The sequence below is a fragment of the Rubellimicrobium mesophilum DSM 19309 genome (assembly GCF_000600335.2).
Classification (GTDB): domain Bacteria; phylum Pseudomonadota; class Alphaproteobacteria; order Rhodobacterales; family Rhodobacteraceae; genus Rubellimicrobium; species Rubellimicrobium mesophilum.
Map to the genome: position 1 here is coordinate 1 of NZ_KK088597.1, position 18,776 is coordinate 18,776.

An 18,776-nucleotide genomic window follows, 5' to 3' on the forward strand; every position below is an offset into this window, starting at 1 on the left:
GGGATTCAGCCCGCCAGCGGCACGGGACGAATCACCGCCCCGAGCGGGCCGGGGATGGTGGGCTGAAGCCCACCCTACGGCGGGGCGGAGCCGTCGTGCTCCGGGCCGGCGTTGCCGGTGGAGTGGAACCCCGCCCTGCGCGTGCCGCGGCGACGTTGCCTGGTGCGCTGAAGCGCACCCTACGGGGCGAGGGTGGATGGCGGGGCGCTCCGTTGCAGGCGGTGCGTGGTGGGTGAACCCGCGCACGGCGCGGAACCACCCACCCTACGGGGACGAAGGCCACGCCCCCGCTTGCGTCCGTCCCGGCCTCCCCTTAGGCAGCGCGCCATGCGCGACGATCCCAGGACCCTCGTCTCGACGGAGTGGCTGGCCCAGAGGCTGCGCGAGCCGGGCCTCGTCGTCCTCGACGCCTCCTGGCACATGCCGAACGCAGGCCGCGACCCGGAGGCGGAGTTCCGAGTCGCCCATATCCCCGGCGCGCGGCGCTTCGACATCGACGCGATCTCGGATCACGGCAGCCCCCTGCCCCACATGGCGCCGCCCGCAAGCGACTTCGCCGCCTGGATGGCGCGAGAGGGGATCGGGCCGGGGACGCAGGTCGTGGTCTACGACTCGCTCGGCGTCTTCTCGGCGCCCCGGGCGTGGTGGACCTTCCGCCGGATGGGGCACGACCGCGTGGCGGTGCTGGACGGGGGCCTGCCGAAGTGGCTCGCGGAGAAGGGGCCGGTCGAGACCGGGGAGGCCGGGGTCGCGAGCCCTGCCGAGCCCGCGCTGGCGCCCGACGCCTCCTGGGTGCGGACGGCCGATCAGGTGGCCGAGGCGCTGCGGGACGGGGCCGCCACCGTGCTGGACGCCCGTCCGGCGGCGCGGTTCCGGGGGGAGGCGCCGGAGCCCCGGCCGGGGCTCGCGTCGGGCCATATGCCGGGGGCGCGGAGCCTGCCCTTCGGGGCAGTGCTGAACCCGGACGGGACCATGAAGGACGACGAAGCGCTCGCCGAGGCGATGGAGGCCGCCGGGGTGGACCCGGAGCGCCCTGTCGTCACCAGTTGCGGGTCGGGCGTCACCGCTGCGATCCTGTCGCTCGCCCTCGAACGGCTCGGGCGGTCGCACGCGCTCTACGACGGCTCCTGGGCCGAGTGGGGCGCGGGCGGGCGGCCCGTCGAAACCTCGTAAGGACCTCTCTCCATGCTCGACCAGCTCAAGGACCAGCCTGCCGACAAGATCCTCTCGCTCATGGCCGCGTTCCGCGCGGACCCGAGGGACGGGAAGATCGACCTGGGCGTGGGCGTCTACAAGGACCCGGAGGGGCGGACCCCGGTGATGCGCGCCGTGCGCGAGGCGGAGAAGCGCATCTGGGAGCAGGAGACGACCAAGACCTACACGGCGCTGGCCGGGGACCCGGCGTTCTCGGACGCCATGGTGGCGCTCGTGCTGGGCGACGCGGTGCCCCGTTCGCGGGTCGCGGCGGTGGCGACGCCGGGCGGGACCGGCGCGGTGCGGCAGGGGTTCGAGCTGATCCGGATGATGAACCCGGATGCTGTCGTCTGGGTGCCGGAGCCGACCTGGCCCAACCACCTGTCGATCCTCAAGCACCTCGGGATGACGGTGAAGGGCTACCGTTACTTCGACGAGGACACGCTCGGCGTCGATGCCGAGGGGATGCTTGCGGACCTCGCGGGGGCGAAGGCCGGGGACGCGGTGCTGCTGCACGGCTGCTGCCACAACCCCTCGGGCTCGGACCCGGAGGCGGGGACCTGGGAGAAGGTCGCGGGGCTGCTGCGGGAGCGCGGGGCGCTGCCCTTCGTGGACCTCGCCTATCAGGGGTTCGGGGACGGGCTGGAGGCGGATGCGCGCGCGACGCGGGCGCTGGCGGCGGGCGGAGAGTGCCTGATCGCGGCATCCTGCTCGAAGAACTTCGGCATCTACCGGGAGCGGACCGGGGTGCTGATGGCGGTCTCGGGCGACGACGCGGTGGCGACGCTGGCGCAGGCGAATCTCGCCTACCTGAACCGGCAGAACTTCTCCTTCCCGCCCGATCACGGGGCGCGGGTCGTGACGACGGTGCTGGGCGACGCGGGGCTGCGCGCGGACTGGGAGGCGGAGCTGGAGGAGATCCGGGCCGGGATGATCGGGCTCAGGCAGCAGCTCGCGGCGGAGCTGCGGCGGCTGACGAACTCGGACCGGTTCGACTTCATGCTGTCGCACAAGGGGATGTTCTCGCGGCTGGGCGCGAGCCCGGAGCAGGTGGAGTGGATGCGGGCCGAGCACGGCATCTACATGGTGGGCGACAGCCGCATCAACGTGGCGGGGCTGAACGCCCGGACGGTGCCGGTGCTGGCGAAGGCGATGGTGGAGGTGGGGCTGTAAGGGTCCCTGCCCCGTCCGGACGGCGCAAGGGGGCCTTTCGGCCCCCTTTTTCGTGCCCGTGGAACGGAGACGGCCCGCGCGGGGAGAGCGCGCGGGCCGTCCTGCGACCTGGGGGGCGTGGGAGGAGGGCCCGCCCCCGGGGGTCACATGTTGTAGGCGGGCTCGCCGTGCTCGGCGAGGTCGAGGCCCTCGCGCTCGGTGTCCTGGGTGACGCGCAGGCCCATGACCACGTTGATGACCGTGTAGAGGATGAAGGAGCCGATGCCGGACCAGGCCAGCGTGAGGAGCACGGCCTTGACCTGCGCCGTGACCTGGAAGGCCATGTCGTAGGCGCCGACCTGGAGGGTGCCGGGCTGGCTCAGGTAGTCGGGGATGCCGGTGCCGCCGAGCGCCGGGTTCACGAGGATGCCGGTGCCGATGGCGCCGATGATGCCGCCGAGGCAGTGGATGCCGAAGACGTCGAGGCTGTCGTCGAGCCGGAGCGCGTTCTTGGCGTAGGCCACGAAGACGAAGCAGCCGAGCGAGGCGACGATGCCGAGGACGATCGAGCCCATGGGGCCGGCGAAGCCCGAGGCCGGGGTGATCGCCACGAGGCCCGCGACGACGCCCGAAGCGAGGCCGAGAAGCGAGGGGTGCCCCTTGAGGATCCATTCGGCGAAGAGCCAGGCCATGCCGGCGGCGGCGGCGGCGACGAAGGTGTTGATGAAGGCGAGCGCGGTGACGGAGTTCGCCTCGAGGTTGGAGCCGGCGTTGAAGCCGAACCAGCCCACCCAGAGGAGCGCGGCGCCGATCATGGTCATGGTGAGGGAGTGGGGGGCGAAGTTCTCGCGCCCGTAGCCCACGCGGCGGCCGAGGAGGAGGCAGCCCACGAGGCCCGCGATGCCGGCGTTGATGTGGACCACGGTGCCGCCCGCGAAGTCGAGCGCGCCCCAGTTGAAGATCAGGCCGTTGGCGGCGAGGTTCGCGGACGCGGTGTCGGCGGCGGCGGTGTCGCCGGCTCCTTGCGCGATAAGGAGCGCGGTCTGCTCCTGCGCGAGGAAGTCGGGGCCGCCCCACCACCAGACCATGTGGGCCATCGGGAAGTAGACGAAGGTCACCCAGAGGACGACGAAGACGAGAAGCGACGAGAACTTGAAGCGCTCGGCGAAGGACCCGACGATCAGCGCCGGCGTGATGCAGGCGAAGGTCATCTGGAAGGCGACGTAGGTGTATTCCGGCAGGTAGATGCCGTTCGAGAAGGTCGCGGCGACCGTGGAGAGGTCCACGCCGCGCAGGAAGGCCTTGTCGAAGCCGCCCACGAAGGAGTTCCAGGCGCCGCCGTCGGTGAAGGCCAGGGAGTAGCCGTAGGTCACCCAGATGATCGCCACCACGGAGGTGATCGCGAGGACCTGCGTCAGCATCGACAGCATGTTCTTGGTGCGCACGAGGCCGCCGTAGAACAGCGCGAGGCCGGGGATCGTCATCAGGAGGACCAGCGCGGCGGAGGTGGTCATCCAGGCCACGTCGCCCTTGTCGACGACGGTCTCGTAGACGTAGGGCACGAGGGTGCCCGTGTCGCTGGTGGCCGAGGCCACGCCCTGCGCGGCGGCGTCCTGCGCCCAGGCCGGCAGCGCGGCGAGGGCGGTGCCCAGGGCCGCGAGGCCGGAGAGTTTCGTCAGTTTCGTCATTGTCCCTATGTCTCCCTTGGGCCTCAGAGGGCGTCCTCGTCGAGCTCGCCCGTGCGGACGCGCAGCGCGGCCTCCACGTCCACGACGAAGATCTTGCCGTCGCCGATCTTGTCGGTGCGGGCGGTGCGGGCGATCGTGGCGGTGACCTGGTCCACGAGGTCGTCGGGGACGACGATCTCGAGCTTGACCTTGGGCACGAAGGCCACGGCGTATTCGGCGCCCCGGTAGATCTCGGTATGGCCGGACTGGGCGCCGAAGCCCTTGATCTCGGTGACCATCATCCCGCGCACGCCGACGGTGGTGAGCGCCTCGCGCACCTCCTCGAGCTTGAACGGCTTGATCGTAGCGATGACGAGCTTCACGAACCTGACCCCCTTTGCGTCCGTTCCGGGGCCACCAAGGGGCGGGGGCTGACGCTTGGGCAAGTTGGCGCCGCCCCGTAGAAGGCCCGCCGGAGGCATTACTGCACAAATTCTGCACAAATTGGGCGACTTGCCTGAAAAGCAGGCAGATTGAGGAGCTTCACGAGGCGGTGAGGCGGATGCAGGCCTTCGACAAGGACGGCGTCTTGGTCTAGGGTCGCCGAAAACTTGGGGCGGCCGTCGGCAGGGCGGCCGAGTGCGCATGGGCAGAAACGGATCGGGCAAGTCGCCGCTTGTGGCGGAGCGACGGTATTCGGGCGGCGGGGGCGGGTCGACGCCGCCCAGGAAGCCTGCGCCGCGCCGCGCCAAGGCGCCGGCCAAGCCTCGGCGCCGCAAGGGGCCCATCGCCTGGCTCCTGGGCTTTCCGCTGGCGCTGATCCGATTCGTCCTGCGGGGCGTCTGGGCCGTGGCCTGGCGCGCGGGCCTCGTCGGCGGCGTCGTGCTGGGCGCCTGGGTGGCCTACTACGCCTCGACCCTGCCGCCGGTGGGCGACCTCGTGGACGGGCGGGCGCGCGGGTCGGTGACGCTGCTCGACCGCTACGGCGAGACCTTCGCCTGGCGGGGGGACCAGTTCGGCGGCATGGTGACGGCGGACGAGGTGTCGCCCTACCTCGTGGACGCGGTCGTCGCCACCGAGGACCGGCGCTTCTGGTGGCATCCGGGGATCGACCCGCAGGGCGTGGCCTCGGCCATCCGCATCAACCTGAGCGAGGGGCGCGGGCCCCTGTCGGGGAACGGCGGCTCCACGATCACGCAGCAGACGGCCAAGCTCCTGTGCCTCGGGCGCCCCTACGACGCGGAGGTCTGGGAGGACGAGGCCGCCTACGAGGCCGACTGCCGGCGCACGACGATGACGCGCAAGATCGAGGAGGCGGTCTACGCGCTGGCCATGGAGCTGCGGTATTCCAAGCAGGAGATCCTGACGATCTACCTCAACCGCGCCTATCTGGGATCGGGCACGCGGGGCTTCGAGGCGGCGGCGCAGCGGTATTTCGGGGTCTCGGCCAAGGACGTGACGCCCGCCGAGGCGGCAATGCTGGCCGGGCTCCTCAAGGCGCCCACGACCTATGCGCCGACCAACAACCTCCAGCGGTCGCGCGACCGGGCCAACGTGGTGATCGGCCTCATGGAGGAGCAGGGCTACCTCGACGAGGCGCAGGCCCTCGAGGCGCGCGACAACCCGGCCCGGCTGTCGGCGGCCGCGTCCTCCAAGGAGGGCGGCGCCTTCGCGGACTGGGTGATGGAGTCGGGGCCGGAGTTCTTCACGCAGGACACCACTGAGGACGTGACCATCCGCACCACGCTCGACCCCCGCATCCAGCGGGCGGCGGAGGAGGCGCTGGGGGCCGTGTTCCAGAACCAGGTGCGGGCGGGGAGCAAGGCCGAGGCGGCCATCGTCGTGATGAGCTCGGACGGCGCGGTGCGGGCCATGGTCGGCGGGCGGCAGGCGGGGGCGGGGCTCTTCAACCGGGCGACGCAGGCGCAGCGGCAGACCGGGTCGAGCTTCAAGCCCTTCGTCTACGCGGCGGCGCTGGACCTCGGCATGAGCCCGCTCGACTACGTGGAGGACACGCCGATGTGCATGTCCATCGCCGGGTCGGGGCGCTGGTGCCCGGACAACTACGACCACGCCTTCAAGGGGACGATCACCCTCACGCAGGCGCTGGCCGAGAGCCGCAACATCCCCGCCGTGCGCCTGAGCGAGACCGTGGGGCGCGAGGCGGTGCGGAACATCGCCGCGCAGTTCGGCATCGAGGGGGACCTCGCGGTCGGGCCGGCGCTGGCGCTGGGGGCTTCGGAATCGACGCTGCTCGACATGACGGGGGCCTATGCCGGCATCCTGAACGGCGGCTCGGCGGTGGCGCCCTACGGGCTGATCGACCTGATGCTGCAGGGCGACGAGGCGCCGGTCATGGGCCAGGGCGGCGGCATCCGGGAGCGGGTGATCCAGGAGAGGGCGGCGCGGGAGCTCACCTGGATGATGTGGCGGGTCGTCGAGGAAGGGACCGGCCAGAGGGCGCGCATCCCGGGCTGGCAGGTCGCAGGCAAGACCGGGACCACGCAGGCGGCGCGGGACGCCTGGTTCATCGGCTTCTCGGCGGACTACGTCTGCGGCGTCTGGATGGGCTACGACGACAACACGCCGCTCAGGGGGGTGACAGGCGGGGGCCTGCCGGCCGACATCTGGCACGAGACCATGACGCGGGTGCTGGACGGCGAGACGCCCCAGCCCCTGCCGATGATGCCGCCCTCCGGGGGCGGGACGGGCAGCTTCGTGCAGCCGAACGGCCTCCTGGCGGACGGCTCGGGCGAGCCCTACGAGCCCACCGGCGACCCGGCGACCGACGCGGCGCTGGCCGCCGCCTTCGGCGCCCCGCTGCCACCCGGGGAGGGGGATTCGTCGGAGGGCGCGGTGCTGGATGCGCTGATGGGGATCCTGTCGGGGCAGTAGGTCAGTCGGCTGCGTCGGAGGGGCCCGCTGCGTCCTCCTGTCCAGGGGCCCCGTCGTCGGGGGCCCCGTCGTCGGGGGCCCCGTCGTCGGGGGCGTCGTCCGCCGGTTCGGCTGAGGCCCCCTCCGGCGCCGGGCAGCGGTCGTAGCGGAAGACGTAGCCGCGCCAGGCGAGGAAGATCGCGTCGCCCTGGGCGGCCTTCATCAGCATGGCGCGCTCGGTCCAGGTCTGGCCCTCGCCCTCGCAGTCCATGACGTAGAGCGTGGCGTCGAGATCGAGGACGTCCACGGGCTCGCTCATCCGGCAGGTGGAGTCGACGCCGTGGAGGACCCCCTCCTCGATGCGGAGCGCGCCGCCCTCCTCCCCCACCCTGTCGCAGTCGGAATCCTCGGAGAGGCGGTAGGTGCCGTCCCAGGGGAGGGCAAGGGCCGCCTGGGGGAGGAGGGCCAAGGCGAGGAGGAGAGGTCGGATCAAGGGGGCCTCCGGGGGTGATGTCCCGGAAGCGATATGGGGCCGGGTGGGCCGGGGGCCAGCGCCTCACATGGCGGAGAGGTCGGCGATCAGGCGGTCGAGGTCGCCGCCGCGCTGGTCGAGCATGGCCTGGATCTCGGTCCGCTCCGAGAGGAGCATGTTCACGCCCTCGACGATGAGGTTGAAGAACCGGAGCCGGCCGGAGGCGGCGGAGACCTGGAAGTCCACGCGGAAGGGCGCCTGGTTCTGGAAGATCGCGGTGGTCGTGACCTCGATGCCGTTGGGGACGGCGCGGGCGTCCTGCACGACGACCTGACCGCCGATGAACTCGCGGAAGCGGCGGCCGTACTTCTCGGCGAGGTAGTTGGCGAAGGCCGCGGTGTAGCGGGCGAGCTGGTCGGGGGTGGCGCGGCGGGCGTCGGCGCCCAGCGAGTAGCGCGCGATGGTGGGCGCGTCGGCGTAGGCCAGGAAGATTTGGGCGAACTGAGCGATCATGCGGTCCTCGCTCTGGCCCGAGGCGATGACGGCGTTGACGTTGGCGACGAGCTGGTCGACCAGGGCGCGGGCGGCGGCGACGTCCTGGGCCCGGGCGGGCGGGGCGAGCGCGAGCCCGGCGGCGAGGGCGGCCCCTTGGGCCAGGACGGCGCGGCGGGTGGTGGGAGCGACTGGCATCACTGGTCCTCGTAGGGGTTGATGTAGCGGTCCTCGGAGGCCTGGTCCTCCCCGAGCTCGAAGCGGCGGTTCTGGAGGTAGATCAGCCGGGCCTGCGCATAGCTGTCGGCGCTGCCGTAGAGCACGTCGTCGAAGGTGGCGCCGAGGCGGGCGCGGTCGATGGCCTCCTCGGCCAGTTGGGCGGGGAGGGCGTAGTCCCGCATCTCGCGCGGGACCCGGTCGAGGCGGTCGAGCGGGTCGAGCAGGAGGTCCACGACGCGGCCCGTGGCGTCCCTTTCGGTCGAGGGGCCGAGGACGGGGAGCTCCAGGTAGGCGCCCTCGGGGACGCCCCAGCGGGCGAGAGTGGCGCCGAAGTCCGTCTCGACCTCGTGGAGGCCGATGGCGGAGGCCGGGTCGGCGAGGCCCGCGAGGCCGACCGTGGTGTTGACGAGGAAGCGCAGCGTGTTGGTCGCGGCGCCGCCGATGTCGCCCTGCAGGAGGTTGTTCACCACCGTCCCGGGGAGGCCCGCGTTGCCCGCGAAGTTCACGACCGGCTCGCCCAGCCCCTCGGGCGCGTGGCCGCCGGCGCGGGCCAGCGGACGCAGCACGGCCTGGTCGAGCGACTTGTTGAAGGCATGGACCTGCCGGTTGAAGGGCTCGTAGGGGTCGTTGATCCCGGTTTCCGGCGGGGCCACGGTGCAGCCGGCCGCTGACGACAGGAGCACGAAAACGAGAGCGCAGCGCTTCATCGGGGCACCGGGGTTACGTGAGGTCTGCTTTCTGGTATAGCGGCGCAACCGATACGTGCGGAACCCCCGGCGGAACGAAGGACCGGGGCAGGGACAAGGACGAGGGTGGCATGGCCAAGGATGACGCGGCGGCGAGAGGCGCGGCGGAACTGAGGGCGGCGCGGCGCGAGGGGCGGCCGCTCGTCTGGGCCGTGGCCGTGTTCACCTTCTTCGTGAACCTGCTGATGCTCACGGGCCCGTTCTACATGCTCAACGTCTACGACCGCGTGCTGGGCTCGCGGTCGGTGGAGACGCTGGTCTCGCTGACGGTGCTGGTGGCCTTCCTCTACGGCTGCATGGCGATCCTCGACTATGCCCGGGGCCGGGTGATGGGCCGGGTCGGCGCGCGCTTCCAGGCGCGGATGGACCGGCGCGTCTTCTCCGCCGCCCTGCGCGCGCCCTCGCTGGCCCGCGCGCAGCGCGAGGCGCAGACCGGGATGCGGGACCTCGAAGGGGTGCAGAAGGCGATGACCTCGCCCGCCCTGATGGCGATGTTCGACCTGCCCTTCGCGCCGCTGTTCTTCGCCGGGATCTTCATCTTCCACCCCTGGCTGGGCTACCTCGCCGTGGCGGGCGCCGCGGTGCTGGTCGCGCTGGCCTTCGCGAACCAGGGGGCGACCAAGCGCCCGCTGGAGATCGCCGCGCAGACCACGGTCGCCGCCGAGGTCACGGGCTCGCAGGTCCGCCAGGAAAGCGAGACGATCCAGTCCCTGGGGATGCGCGACGCCGCCTTCACCCGCTGGCAGATCGCCCGGGGGCGGTCGCTCGAGGCCAACATCGCCGCGCAGGACGCGAGCGGGAGCTACTCCTCGCTCATCCGCGCGGTGCGGCAGTTCCTCCAGTCGGCCATGCTGGGCCTGGGCGCCTACCTCGTGCTCCAGGGGATGGCCACGGGCGGCGTGATGATCGCGAGCTCGATCCTGCTGGGCCGCGCGCTGCAGCCCATCGAGACGATCGTGGGGCAATGGTCGATCATCGAGCGCGGGCGCGAGGGCTGGCGGAACCTGTCCACGCTGCTGGGCGAGATCCCCGAGGAGCAGAAGCGCACCGCCCTGCCCCGCCCCAAGGCGCGGCTGGAGCTCGAGCAGGTCACGGTGGTGCCGCCGGGCGAGCAGCAGGCGACGCTGCGCATGGTCTCGTTCCGGGTCGAGCCCGGGCAGGCGGTGGGGGTGATCGGCACCTCGGGCGCGGGCAAGTCCACGCTGGCGCGGGCCCTCACCGGCCACTGGCGGGTGGCGGCCGGCAAGGTTCGGCTCGATGGCGCGGCGCTGGACCAGTACGACCCGGACGTGCTGGGCAGGTACATCGGCTACCTGCCGCAGCGGGTGGCGCTGTTCGACGGCACCATCAAGGACAACATCGCCCGGCTGTCGCCCAACCCCGACGACGCCGAGGTGGTGCGCGCGGCCAAGGCGGCGGCGGCGCACGAGATGATCCTGAAGCTCCCCGACGGCTACGACACGCGGGTGACGGCCAACGGGGGGCGGCTCTCGGGCGGGCAGATCCAGCGGATCGGGCTGGCGCGCGCGCTCTATGGCGACCCGGTCGTCGTGGTGCTGGACGAGCCCAACTCGAACCTCGACAACGATGGCTCGCTCGCGCTCAACGCCGCGATCAAGAGCCTCAAGGAGAAGGGCAGCGCCGTGCTCATCATGGCGCACCGTCCGGCGGCGATCCAGGAATGCGACATGCTCCTCGTGATCGAGAGCGGGACGCGCCGGGCCTTCGGACCCAAGGAGGAGGTGCTCAGGGAAATGGTCACCAACCATCGCCAGATCGCGGCCCAGGGGCCGGTGGGAGGCGTGACGTGAGCGCCCCGGGCAACGGCAACGGCTGGTCCGCGCGCTCGCCGCTCCTCCTCGGGGCGACCTGCCTCGCGGTGCTCGTGGGCGGGTTCGGGACCTGGGGCGCCGCCACCCACATCATGGGCGCCGTGGTCGCGCATGGGCAGCTCGAGGTCGCGCAGAACCGGCAGGTGGTGCAGCACCCGGACGGCGGCATCGTGGCCGAGATCCTGGTCAAGGAAGGCGCCACCGTGCAGCAGGGGGACCTGCTGATCCGGCTCGACGACGAGCAGCTCCGGAGCGACCTCGCGGTGGTCGAGGGGCAGCTCCTCGAGATCCTCGCCCGCAAGGCGCGGCTCGAGGCCGAGGAGAAGGACGCGGAAACCCTGACCTTCGATCCCCTGCTCCTGGAAACCGACAACCCGGTGGCGGAGGGGCAGATGCGGGGCTCGCGGCAGCTCTTCGACGCGCGCCACGAGACCGAGGAGCGGGAGATCGAGCAGCTCCGGCGCCAGCAGGACCAGTTGGCCGACCAGGTGGACGGCATCAAGGCGCAGCAGGCCGCCATCGTCACGCAGATCGACCTGATCGGGAAGGAGCTCGAGGCGCAGCAGTCGCTTCTCGACCGCGGGCTCGCGCAGTCGGCGCGGGTGCTGGAGCTGCAGGCCCAGCAGGCCGACCTCCAGGGCCAGCAGGGCGAGCTGACCGCCGCCATCGCCCAGGCCGAGGGCAAGAGCACCGAGATCGAGATCCAGATCCTGCGCACCCAGTCGCAGCGGCGCGAGGAGGCCTCCTCGGCGCTGCGGGACCTCGGCTTCAACGAGATCGAGCTGAGCGAGAAGCGCCGCGCGCTGCTGACCAGGCTCGACCGGCTCGACATCCGGGCGCCGGTGTCGGGGGTGGTCTACGGGATGCAGGTCTTCGCGCCGCGGTCGGTGATCCGGCCGGCGGAGCCGATCCTCTACCTGGTGCCGCAGGACCGGCCGCTGGTGGTCGCGAGCCAGGTGGAGCCGATCCACGTGGACGAGGTCCATGTGGGCCAGGAGGTCATGCTGCGCTTCCCCGCCTTCAACCAGCGGGAGACGCCCGAGATCGCGGGCCGGATCGTGCAGCTCTCGGCCGACGCCTTCCACGACGAGGCGACGCGCCGGTCCTACTACCGCGCCGACATCGAGATCGAGGACGGCGAGGCGGCGAAGCTGCCCGAGGGGCTGGAGCTGCTGCCCGGGATGCCGGTCGAGGCCTATATCGAGACCGGCGAGCGCACGCCGCTGTCCTTCCTCGTCAAGCCGTTGTCGGACTACTTCACCAAGGCGTTCCGGGAGACGTGATGGACGGCCCCCGGTCCGGGCGCTAGCTTCGCCCCCGGATCAGGCAGGGGAACCGGATGGACGGAATCGAGGAACGGCTGGCGGGGCTGGGGCTGAGCCTGCCGGAGGCGGCGGCCCCGCTCGCGGCCTATGTGCCCTTCGTGCGGGCGGGGGACCTGCTGCACGTCTCGGGGCAGGTCTCGCGGGACGCGGACGGGGTGATCCGGGGCGTGCTCGGCGGCGACATGGACGCCGAGGCGGGCGCGAAGGCGGCGCAGACCTGCGCGCTGGCGCTGCTGGCGCAGGTCAAGGCGGCCTGCGAGGGCGACTGGGGGCGGCTCCTGCGGGTGGTGAAGCTCACGGGGTTCGTGGCCTCCGCGCCGGGGTTCTTCGACCAGCCCAAGGTCATCAACGGCGCCTCGGAGCTGATGATCGCGGCGGTGGGCGAGATCGGGCGCCACGCGCGGTCGGCGGTGGGGGTGGCGGCGCTGCCGCTGGGCGCCGCCGTCGAGATCGAAGGGGTGTTCCTGCTGCGATGAGGCTCCCCGACGCCTTCCTGTCCCGCCCCATCGCGCACCGGGCGCTGCACGACCGTGACGCGGGGCGGCCCGAGAACGGCCGCGCCGCGATGCGGGCGGCCATCGAGCGCGGCTATGGGATCGAGTGCGACCTCCAGCTTTCGGCGGACGGCGTCGCCATGGTGTTCCATGACGACGAGCTGATGCGGCTGACCGGCGAGGACGGGCCGCTGCGGGGACGCACGGCCTCGGCGCTGGGAAAGCTGAAGCTGCGGCATGGGGACGAGGGGGTGCCGACCTTGCGGGAGGTGCTGGACCTCGTCGCCGGGCGGGTGCCGCTGCTGATCGAGGTCAAGGACCAGACGCATCGGCTGGCGCCCGTGGACGGGGTGCTGGAGGAGGCGACGGCGCGGGAGCTGAGGGGCTACGAGGGGCCGGTGGCGCTGATGTCGTTCAACCCGCATTCGGTGATCGCGCTCAGGGACCTCGCGCCGGAGGTGCCGAGAGGGCTCACGACCTGCGACTTCGATCCGTCCGACCATGAGTGGGCGCCGGCGGGGCCGGAGCGGCTGGAGCACCTGCGGCGGATCGAGGACTACGACGCGGCGGGGGCCTGCTTCATCAGCCATCAGGCGTCCGACCTTAGGCGGCCGCGCGTGGCGGAACTGAAGGCGCAAGGGGCGGCGGTGCTCTGCTGGACCATCCGGTCGGCGGAGCAGGAGCGGCTGGCGCGGGCCGTCGCGGACAACGTCACCTTCGAGGGCTATCTCGCGTGACCGCCGTCGAGGTCAGCGTCCACGACCGGATCGAGGAGATCGGGCAGGCGACCTGGGACGCCTGTGCCTGCCCCGAGGTCGCGGACGGCGGGCGGCCGGTGGACCCGTTCACGACATATCGCTTCCTGCACGCCTTGGAGGAGAGCCGCAGCGTCGGGCGCGGGACGGGCTGGCAGCCCCGGCACCTCGCGGTGCACGTCGGGGGCGAGGTGGTCGCGGTGGCGCCGCTCTACGCTAAGAGCAACAGCCACGGGGAATACATCTTCGACTGGTCCTGGGCCAACGCCTGGGAGCGGGCCGGCGGGAGCTACTACCCAAAGCTGCAGATGGCGGTGCCCTTCACGCCGGTGACCGGGCGGCGGTTCCTTTGCAAGCCGGGGCACGAGGAGCCGGGACAGGCGGCGCTGGTGCAGGCGGCGGTCCAGATCGCCTCGGACAACGACCTGTCGTCGCTCCATGTCACCTTCTGCACGGAAGGCGAGGCCGACGCCGGGGAAGCCATGGGCCTGCTGCGCCGGGCGTCCGAGCAGTTCCACTGGGAGGATGAGGGCTACGGCGATTTCGAGGGGTTCCTCGCGGCGCTGTCCTCGCGCAAGCGCAAGACCATCCGGCGGGAGCGGGCCGAGGCGCAGGGCTTCGGGGGCGAGATCGTCGCGCTGACTGGGGAGGCGCTGGAGCCGCGCCACTGGGACGCGATGTGGCGGTTCTACCAGAACACCGGCGCGCGGAAGTGGGGGAGCCCCTATCTCACCCGCGCCTTCTTCGACATCGCGGCGCGGGAGATGAACGACGACATCCTCCTGATCCTGGCGATGCGGGGGAGAGGCCGGTGGCCGGGGCCATGAACCTGATCGGGCGGGACACGCTCTATGGCCGCTACTGGGGGGCCACGGAGCACGTCCCGATGATGCATTTCGAGCTCTGCTATTATCAGGCGATCGACTGGGCGCTGGCGCAGGGGCTGACCCGCGTCGAGGCGGGCGCGCAGGGGGAGCACAAGATCGCCCGGGGCTACCGGCCGGTGATGTGCCACTCGGTCCACTGGATCGGGGACGCGCAGTTCCGCGCCGCCATCGCCGACTACCTGGACCGCGAGCGCGCCGCCGTGGGACGGGAGATCGAGGTGCTCACCTCCCTCGGGCCGTTCCGGCACGAGGCCCACGTCGAACAGGACTGATCCCATGGCTCTGACGCTCTACACCAACCCGCAGTCGCGCGGCCGCATCGCCCGCTGGATGCTCGAGGAGGTGGGCGAGCCCTACGAGGCGCGCATCCTCGACTTCGGGGCGGAGATGCGGACCCCGGAGTACCTGGCGATCAACCCGATGGCGAAGGTGCCGACGCTGGTCCACGACGGGCGCGTCGTGACCGAGGTGGGGGCGATCCTCGGCTACCTGGCCGAGGCGTTTCCGGCGGCGGAGCTGATGCCGGAGGACCGGGCGGGGTTCTGGCGCTGGATGTTCTTCGTGGCGGGGCCCCTGGAATACGCGGTGACGAACCACTCGATGGGGTTCGAGGCGGCGGACGTGCAGCAGGAGGGGCGGCTGGGCTACGGCAGCTTCGGGCGGGTGATCGAGACGCTGAAGGGGGAGCTTTCGGTCGCGGGACTACCTCTGCGGCGATGGATTCTCGGTCGTGGACCTCTATCTGGGGTCGCATATCGGCTTCGGCCTCCTGACCGGCACGATCCCGGCGGAGCCCGCGTTCCAGGCCTACTGGGACCGGCTCAGGAACCGTCCGGCGGCGCTCAAGGCGCAGGAGGCTGACAACCGGCTGATCGCGGAACGGAAGGCGGCCGCCCATGGCTGAGAAGCTCACCGAGGAGGAACGGCAGGCGCTGCTGCCCCCGCTGGGGGAGGCGGGATGGGGCGCGGACCCGGAGACGGACTCGATCCGGAAGATCTGGAAGTTCAGGAACTTCTCCGAGGCCTGGGCCTTCATGAACCGCGCGGCGCTGCTGGCGGAGAAGAGGAACCACCATCCGGACTGGCGCAACGTCTTCAACGTGGTGGACGTGCGGCTGACCACGCATGACTGCGGGGGGCTGTCGAAGCTCGACACCGACATGGCGGTGGTGCTCGACAAGTATGCGGGCAGTGCCGAGGTGCAGAGGGACCAGGCGCAGGAGATCGTCTGCCTCTGCGAGACGTATCACAAGAAGTAGGGTGGGGTTTCACCCCACCATCCACGAGCGGCCCCGGAAGAGCGGTCGCATGGTGGGGTGACCCCCCTACAGCCCCGCCCTCACGCCATCGCGGCCAGCATCGCCTCGCCGGCCGTGGCCTCGCAGACGCCGGCGCCCAGCTCCTCGTGCCAGATTCGGACCACGCCGTCCTCCACGAGCGCCGAGAAGCGGCGGCAGCGGCCGTAGAATCCGGATGGAGCATAGGTGAAGGACTGGCCCAGCGCCTCGACCCAGTCGCCCGAGGGGTCGGCGAGCAGGGTGATCCCGGCCATGGTCGCGCCGGTCGACTCGCCCCAGGCCTGCATCACCCAGGGGTCGTTGACCGAGACGCAGACGACCTCGTCCACGCCGCGCGCGGCGAGGGGGGCCATCACGCGCATGTAGCTGGGGACATGGGCGGTGGAACAGGTGCCGGTGAAGGCGCCGGGCACGCCGAAGAGCACCACGCGGCGGTTCGCGAAGAGGTCGCGGGTCGGGACCTCCTCGTTCCTGCCGTCGGCCCGCCGCAGCAGCGTGCCTTCGGGAAGCCGCTCGCCCACTTCGATCGCCATGATCTGATCCGCTCCAGTTTTGCGATTGCGCCCGCAGCAAGGGGAGATAGGTTGCCCGCCGTCAAGCGGGAGGGGCTGAGGATGACCCATGTCGTCGTGGTGGGGGCCGGTCAGGCCGGGTGCGCGCTGGTGGCGCGGCTGCGGGCGGACGGGTTCCAGGGCCAGGTCACGCTGATCGGGGCCGAGCCGCACCCGCCCTACCAGCGCCCGCCGCTGTCCAAGGACTATCTGCTGGGCGAACTGGAGCGCGAGCGGCTCTACCTGCGCCCCGAGGCCTTCTACGCCGAGCACGAGATCGACCTGCGGCTCGGGTCCGAGGTCGCGGCCATCGACACCGGGCGGCAGGTGGTGATCCTGGAGACCGGGGCGGAGGTGCCCTACGACGAGCTGGTGCTGACGACGGGATCCTCGCCCCGGCGGCTGCCGGCGGCGATCGGCGGCGACCTTCAGGGCGTGCTGACCATGCGCGACATCCGCGACGCCGACGCGCTCGCGCCCTCGCTGGTCGAGGGCAAGCGGGTGCTGGTCGTGGGCGGGGGCTACATCGGGCTGGAGGCGGCGGCGGTCTGCGCCAAGCGGGGCCTGAAGGTCACGCTGATCGAGATGGCACCGCGCATCCTCCAGCGCGTGGCCGCGCCGGAGACCTCGGACTACTTCCGCCGGCTGCATTTGGAGCAGGGCGTGGACATCCGCGAGGGCGTGGGGCTGGAGCGGCTCATCGGTGAGGACGGGCGTGTGGTCGCGGCCAAGCTTTCCACGGGCGAGGAGCTGCCCTTCGACCTCGTGCTCGTGGGCGTCGGGATCGTGCCCAACACCAAGCTCGCCGAAAGCGCCGGGATCGAGGTGGAGAACGGCATCCGGACGGACGAGCTGGGCCGGACCTCGGCCCCGAACGTCTGGGCGGCGGGGGACTGCGCCTCGCTGCCGCACGGCGAGGGGCGCATCCGGCTGGAGAGCGTGGGCAACGCCATCGACCAGGCCGAGACGGTGGCGCGCAACATCATGGGGGCGGAGGCCCCTTACGTGCCGCAGCCCTGGTTCTGGTCGGACCAGTACGACACCAAGCTGCAGATCGCGGGGCTCAACACCGGCTACGACCGGGTGTTCGTGCGCCAGATCGGGGAGGCGCTCTCGCACTGGTATTACCGGGGCGAGCGGCTGGTGGCGGTGGACGCGATGAACGACTCGCGCGCCTACATGATCGGCAAGCGGCTGATCGAGGCCGGGAAGTCGCCCAAGCCGGAGGTCGTGACCGACCCGGCCACTGACCTCAAGGCGCTGCTCAAGGCGTGAGGATCGTCGGGGGCGCGAACCGGGGCCTGACGCTCGCCGAGGTCGGCGAGGGCGACGCGGCGGCGCATCTGCGGCCCACGAGCGACCGGGTGCGGGAGGCGGTGTTCAACCTCTTGGAGGGTGGGCGCTTCGGGGACCCGGTCGCCGGGGCGCGGGTGCTCGACCTGTTTGCGGGAACCGGGGCCTTGTCGCTGGAGGCGCTGTCGCGGGGCGCGATGGAGGCGGTGCTCGTCGAGGACGGGCGCGTGGGTCAGCGGCTGATCCGGGAGAACGTCGCGCGGGCGAAGCGGGAGGGGCAGGCGCGGGTCCTCGCGACAGACGCGACGAAGCTGCCGGCGAACGCTGGCGAGGCCTTCAAGCTCTGCTTCCTCGATCCGCCTTATGGGAGAGGGCTCGGGACGAAGGCGCTCGCCTCGGCGCTGGCCGGGCGCTGGCTCGCGCCCGGGGCGCTGGTGGTCTGGGAGGAGGCGGGGCCGATGATGCCGCTGCCGGGGACCGGGCTGCTCGACCGACGGAGCTATGGCGGGACGGCGGTGACGCTGCTGCGCGTGGATCAGGCCCAAGCGCGGAGCTGAGCGTCGACCTGGGCGGCCCAATGCGCGTCGAGGGACCACCCGGCGAGCTCGGCGGCCCGGAGGAGGCCGCCGGCGAGGGTCGTGAGGCGGGGCGGCTCGGGCGGTCGGCCGAGCGTCTCGGCCAGGGCGGCGCGCAGGAGATGGCTGCGGAAGGCGCCGCCCGCCTCGGTCCAGGGGAAACCCTCCTCCAGGCCCGCGCCGAGGGCTGCCGTCCGCGCGGCGAGCGCGAGCTCTCCGGCGGCGGCGCGGAGGAGGCGGAGCGCCTCCCCCTGCCCTTCCTCTGCCAGCGCATCGACGTGGCGCGCGGCCGAGGCCACGGCGGAGCGGGGCGTGCCAGGCTGGGCCATGAGCCACGTGAGGGGCGCGAAGGGGCCGCCGGCCTCGGGACCCAGGCGGGCGCAGAGGGCGCGGGCGAAGGGGAGCGCCTGGGGCGCGCGCCCGTCCATGGCGCGGGCGGCGAGCGTCAGGGCCTCGCGCCCGATCCAGCCGGCGCTGCCCTCGTCGCCCAGCACGTCGCCCCAGCCGCCGACGCGGACCATGCCCAGAGGCCCGCGCGCCACGGCCATGGAGCCTGTGCCGGAGAGGACGAGGACCCCGGAGCCGCCGCCGAGCCCGCCCAGATGGGCGAGGAAGACGTCGTTCATCGGCTCGAACGGGACCTTGAGCAGCTCACCGAGCAGGCCGAGCACGGCCGCGTCATGCACGGGCACCTCGCCGAAGCCGGGGAGGCCCAGCACGACCGCATCGACGCCGCCGGGCGCTTGGAGGGCGCGGGTCAGGATCGCCCGCAGGACGCCCGCCCAGCCAGGGCCGTCCTGGGGGTTGCAGCCGGGACCTTCGGGCAGGAAGGAGACGCCGCCCCGGCGGCCGGCCAGCGCGGCGGCCGTCTTGGTGCCGCCGCCGTCGATCGCCGCGACCCATGACGCCATGCCGTCCCCCTGCCTTGCTTCCGGGGTCACTCTGGCATG

General features: G+C 72.1%; 18 protein-coding genes and 1 pseudogene. 12 read left to right on the plus strand and 7 right to left on the minus strand.

The genetic code is table 11. From position 1 onward, the window contains the following. The first annotated feature begins 327 nt into the window (after window positions 1-327). Together sseA and RUMESO_RS17550 are read left to right on the plus strand one after the other, a co-directional pair. The gene (gene sseA, locus RUMESO_RS17545; RefSeq protein WP_037281950.1) at window positions 328-1,173 is read left to right on the plus strand and encodes a 3-mercaptopyruvate sulfurtransferase; all 846 of its coding nucleotides are present in this window, start codon (window positions 328-330) and stop codon (window positions 1,171-1,173) included. Between the two features lie 12 nt (window positions 1,174-1,185). Then, entirely contained in the window at window positions 1,186-2,367 is a 1,182-nt protein-coding gene (locus tag RUMESO_RS17550) for an amino acid aminotransferase (RefSeq protein ID WP_037281952.1), read from the plus strand. A gap of 143 nt (window positions 2,368-2,510) precedes the next feature. Here RUMESO_RS17550 and RUMESO_RS17555 read toward each other — a convergent pair whose 3' ends face one another. After that, entirely contained in the window at window positions 2,511-4,034 is a 1,524-nt protein-coding gene (locus RUMESO_RS17555) for an ammonium transporter (RefSeq protein WP_051521448.1), read from the minus strand. Window positions 4,035-4,057: 23 nt separating this feature from the next. Further along, window positions 4,058-4,396, minus strand: coding sequence for a P-II family nitrogen regulator (locus RUMESO_RS17560; RefSeq protein WP_037281953.1), 339 nt, complete (start codon window positions 4,394-4,396; stop codon window positions 4,058-4,060). Window positions 4,397-4,658: 262 nt separating this feature from the next. Here RUMESO_RS17560 and RUMESO_RS17565 point away from each other — a divergent pair, with 262 nt between their 5' ends. Beyond that, complete coding sequence (locus tag RUMESO_RS17565; RefSeq protein ID WP_037281954.1) at window positions 4,659-6,908, plus strand: transglycosylase domain-containing protein; 2,250 nt, start codon at window positions 4,659-4,661, stop codon at window positions 6,906-6,908. Window position 6,909: 1 nt separating this feature from the next. Here RUMESO_RS17565 and RUMESO_RS17570 read toward each other — a convergent pair whose 3' ends face one another. From RUMESO_RS17570 to RUMESO_RS17580, 3 genes are all read right to left on the minus strand, one after another. Then, window positions 6,910-7,380 carry a hypothetical protein gene (locus RUMESO_RS17570; RefSeq protein ID WP_211262918.1) on the minus strand — a complete coding sequence of 157 codons (471 nt, stop codon included), beginning with the start codon at window positions 7,378-7,380 and terminating at the stop codon, window positions 6,910-6,912. A gap of 63 nt (window positions 7,381-7,443) precedes the next feature. Then, a complete protein-coding gene (locus tag RUMESO_RS17575; RefSeq protein ID WP_037281955.1) occupies window positions 7,444-8,049 on the minus strand; it encodes an MlaC/ttg2D family ABC transporter substrate-binding protein in 606 nt (201 codons plus the stop codon). Beyond that, a complete protein-coding gene (locus RUMESO_RS17580; protein ID WP_037281956.1) occupies window positions 8,049-8,777 on the minus strand; it encodes an MlaA family lipoprotein in 729 nt (242 codons plus the stop codon). Before RUMESO_RS17580 ends, RUMESO_RS17575 begins: the two co-directional genes overlap by 1 nt. Before the next feature lie 110 nt (window positions 8,778-8,887). On the opposite strand from RUMESO_RS17580, the gene RUMESO_RS17585 reads away from it, so the two are divergent. The 7 genes and pseudogenes from RUMESO_RS17585 (at window position 8,888) to RUMESO_RS17615 (ending at window position 15,368) form a co-directional block, all read left to right on the plus strand. Continuing rightward, on the plus strand, window positions 8,888-10,627 hold the full coding sequence (locus RUMESO_RS17585; RefSeq protein ID WP_037281957.1) for a type I secretion system permease/ATPase: 1,740 nt from the start codon (window positions 8,888-8,890) through the stop codon (window positions 10,625-10,627). Continuing rightward, complete coding sequence (locus RUMESO_RS17590; RefSeq protein ID WP_037281958.1) at window positions 10,624-11,931, plus strand: HlyD family type I secretion periplasmic adaptor subunit; 1,308 nt, start codon at window positions 10,624-10,626, stop codon at window positions 11,929-11,931. The genes RUMESO_RS17585 and RUMESO_RS17590 overlap by 4 nt, the downstream gene beginning before the upstream one ends. Window positions 11,932-11,987: 56 nt before the next feature. Next, window positions 11,988-12,449, plus strand: a complete 462-nt coding sequence (locus tag RUMESO_RS17595; RefSeq protein WP_037281960.1) for a RidA family protein — start codon at window positions 11,988-11,990, stop codon at window positions 12,447-12,449. Next, entirely contained in the window at window positions 12,446-13,204 is a 759-nt protein-coding gene (locus tag RUMESO_RS17600; RefSeq protein WP_037281962.1) for a glycerophosphodiester phosphodiesterase family protein, read from the plus strand. The genes RUMESO_RS17595 and RUMESO_RS17600 overlap by 4 nt, the downstream gene beginning before the upstream one ends. After that, window positions 13,201-14,381, plus strand: a pseudogene (locus tag RUMESO_RS17605) (GNAT family N-acetyltransferase). Before RUMESO_RS17600 ends, RUMESO_RS17605 begins: the two are co-directional and overlap by 4 nt. A gap of 4 nt (window positions 14,382-14,385) precedes the next feature. Further along, entirely contained in the window at window positions 14,386-14,970 is a 585-nt protein-coding gene (locus RUMESO_RS17610; RefSeq protein ID WP_245639318.1) for a glutathione S-transferase family protein, read from the plus strand. Window positions 14,971-15,005: 35 nt separating this feature from the next. Next, window positions 15,006-15,368 carry a 4a-hydroxytetrahydrobiopterin dehydratase gene (locus RUMESO_RS17615; RefSeq protein ID WP_082484209.1) on the plus strand — a complete coding sequence of 121 codons (363 nt, stop codon included), beginning with the start codon at window positions 15,006-15,008 and terminating at the stop codon, window positions 15,366-15,368. A gap of 80 nt (window positions 15,369-15,448) precedes the next feature. Here RUMESO_RS17615 and RUMESO_RS17620 read toward each other — a convergent pair whose 3' ends face one another. Then, window positions 15,449-15,940: a peroxiredoxin gene (locus tag RUMESO_RS17620; protein WP_037281963.1), complete on the minus strand. Its 492-nt coding sequence runs from the start codon at window positions 15,938-15,940 to the stop codon at window positions 15,449-15,451. An 81-nt stretch (window positions 15,941-16,021) separates the two neighbouring features. On the opposite strand from RUMESO_RS17620, the gene RUMESO_RS17625 reads away from it, so the two are divergent. Both RUMESO_RS17625 and RUMESO_RS17630 read left to right on the plus strand, forming a co-directional pair. Continuing rightward, window positions 16,022-17,233, plus strand: coding sequence for an NAD(P)/FAD-dependent oxidoreductase (locus RUMESO_RS17625; RefSeq protein ID WP_037281980.1), 1,212 nt, complete (start codon window positions 16,022-16,024; stop codon window positions 17,231-17,233). Further along, window positions 17,230-17,808 carry an RsmD family RNA methyltransferase gene (locus tag RUMESO_RS17630; RefSeq protein WP_037281964.1) on the plus strand — a complete coding sequence of 193 codons (579 nt, stop codon included), beginning with the start codon at window positions 17,230-17,232 and terminating at the stop codon, window positions 17,806-17,808. Before RUMESO_RS17625 ends, RUMESO_RS17630 begins: the two co-directional genes overlap by 4 nt. Here RUMESO_RS17630 and RUMESO_RS17635 read toward each other — a convergent pair. Further along, window positions 17,787-18,737, minus strand: coding sequence for a BadF/BadG/BcrA/BcrD ATPase family protein (locus tag RUMESO_RS17635; RefSeq protein WP_037281965.1), 951 nt, complete (start codon window positions 18,735-18,737; stop codon window positions 17,787-17,789). The two genes, RUMESO_RS17630 and RUMESO_RS17635, sit on opposite strands and share 22 nt — an antisense overlap. Window positions 18,738-18,776 lie beyond the last annotated feature (39 nt).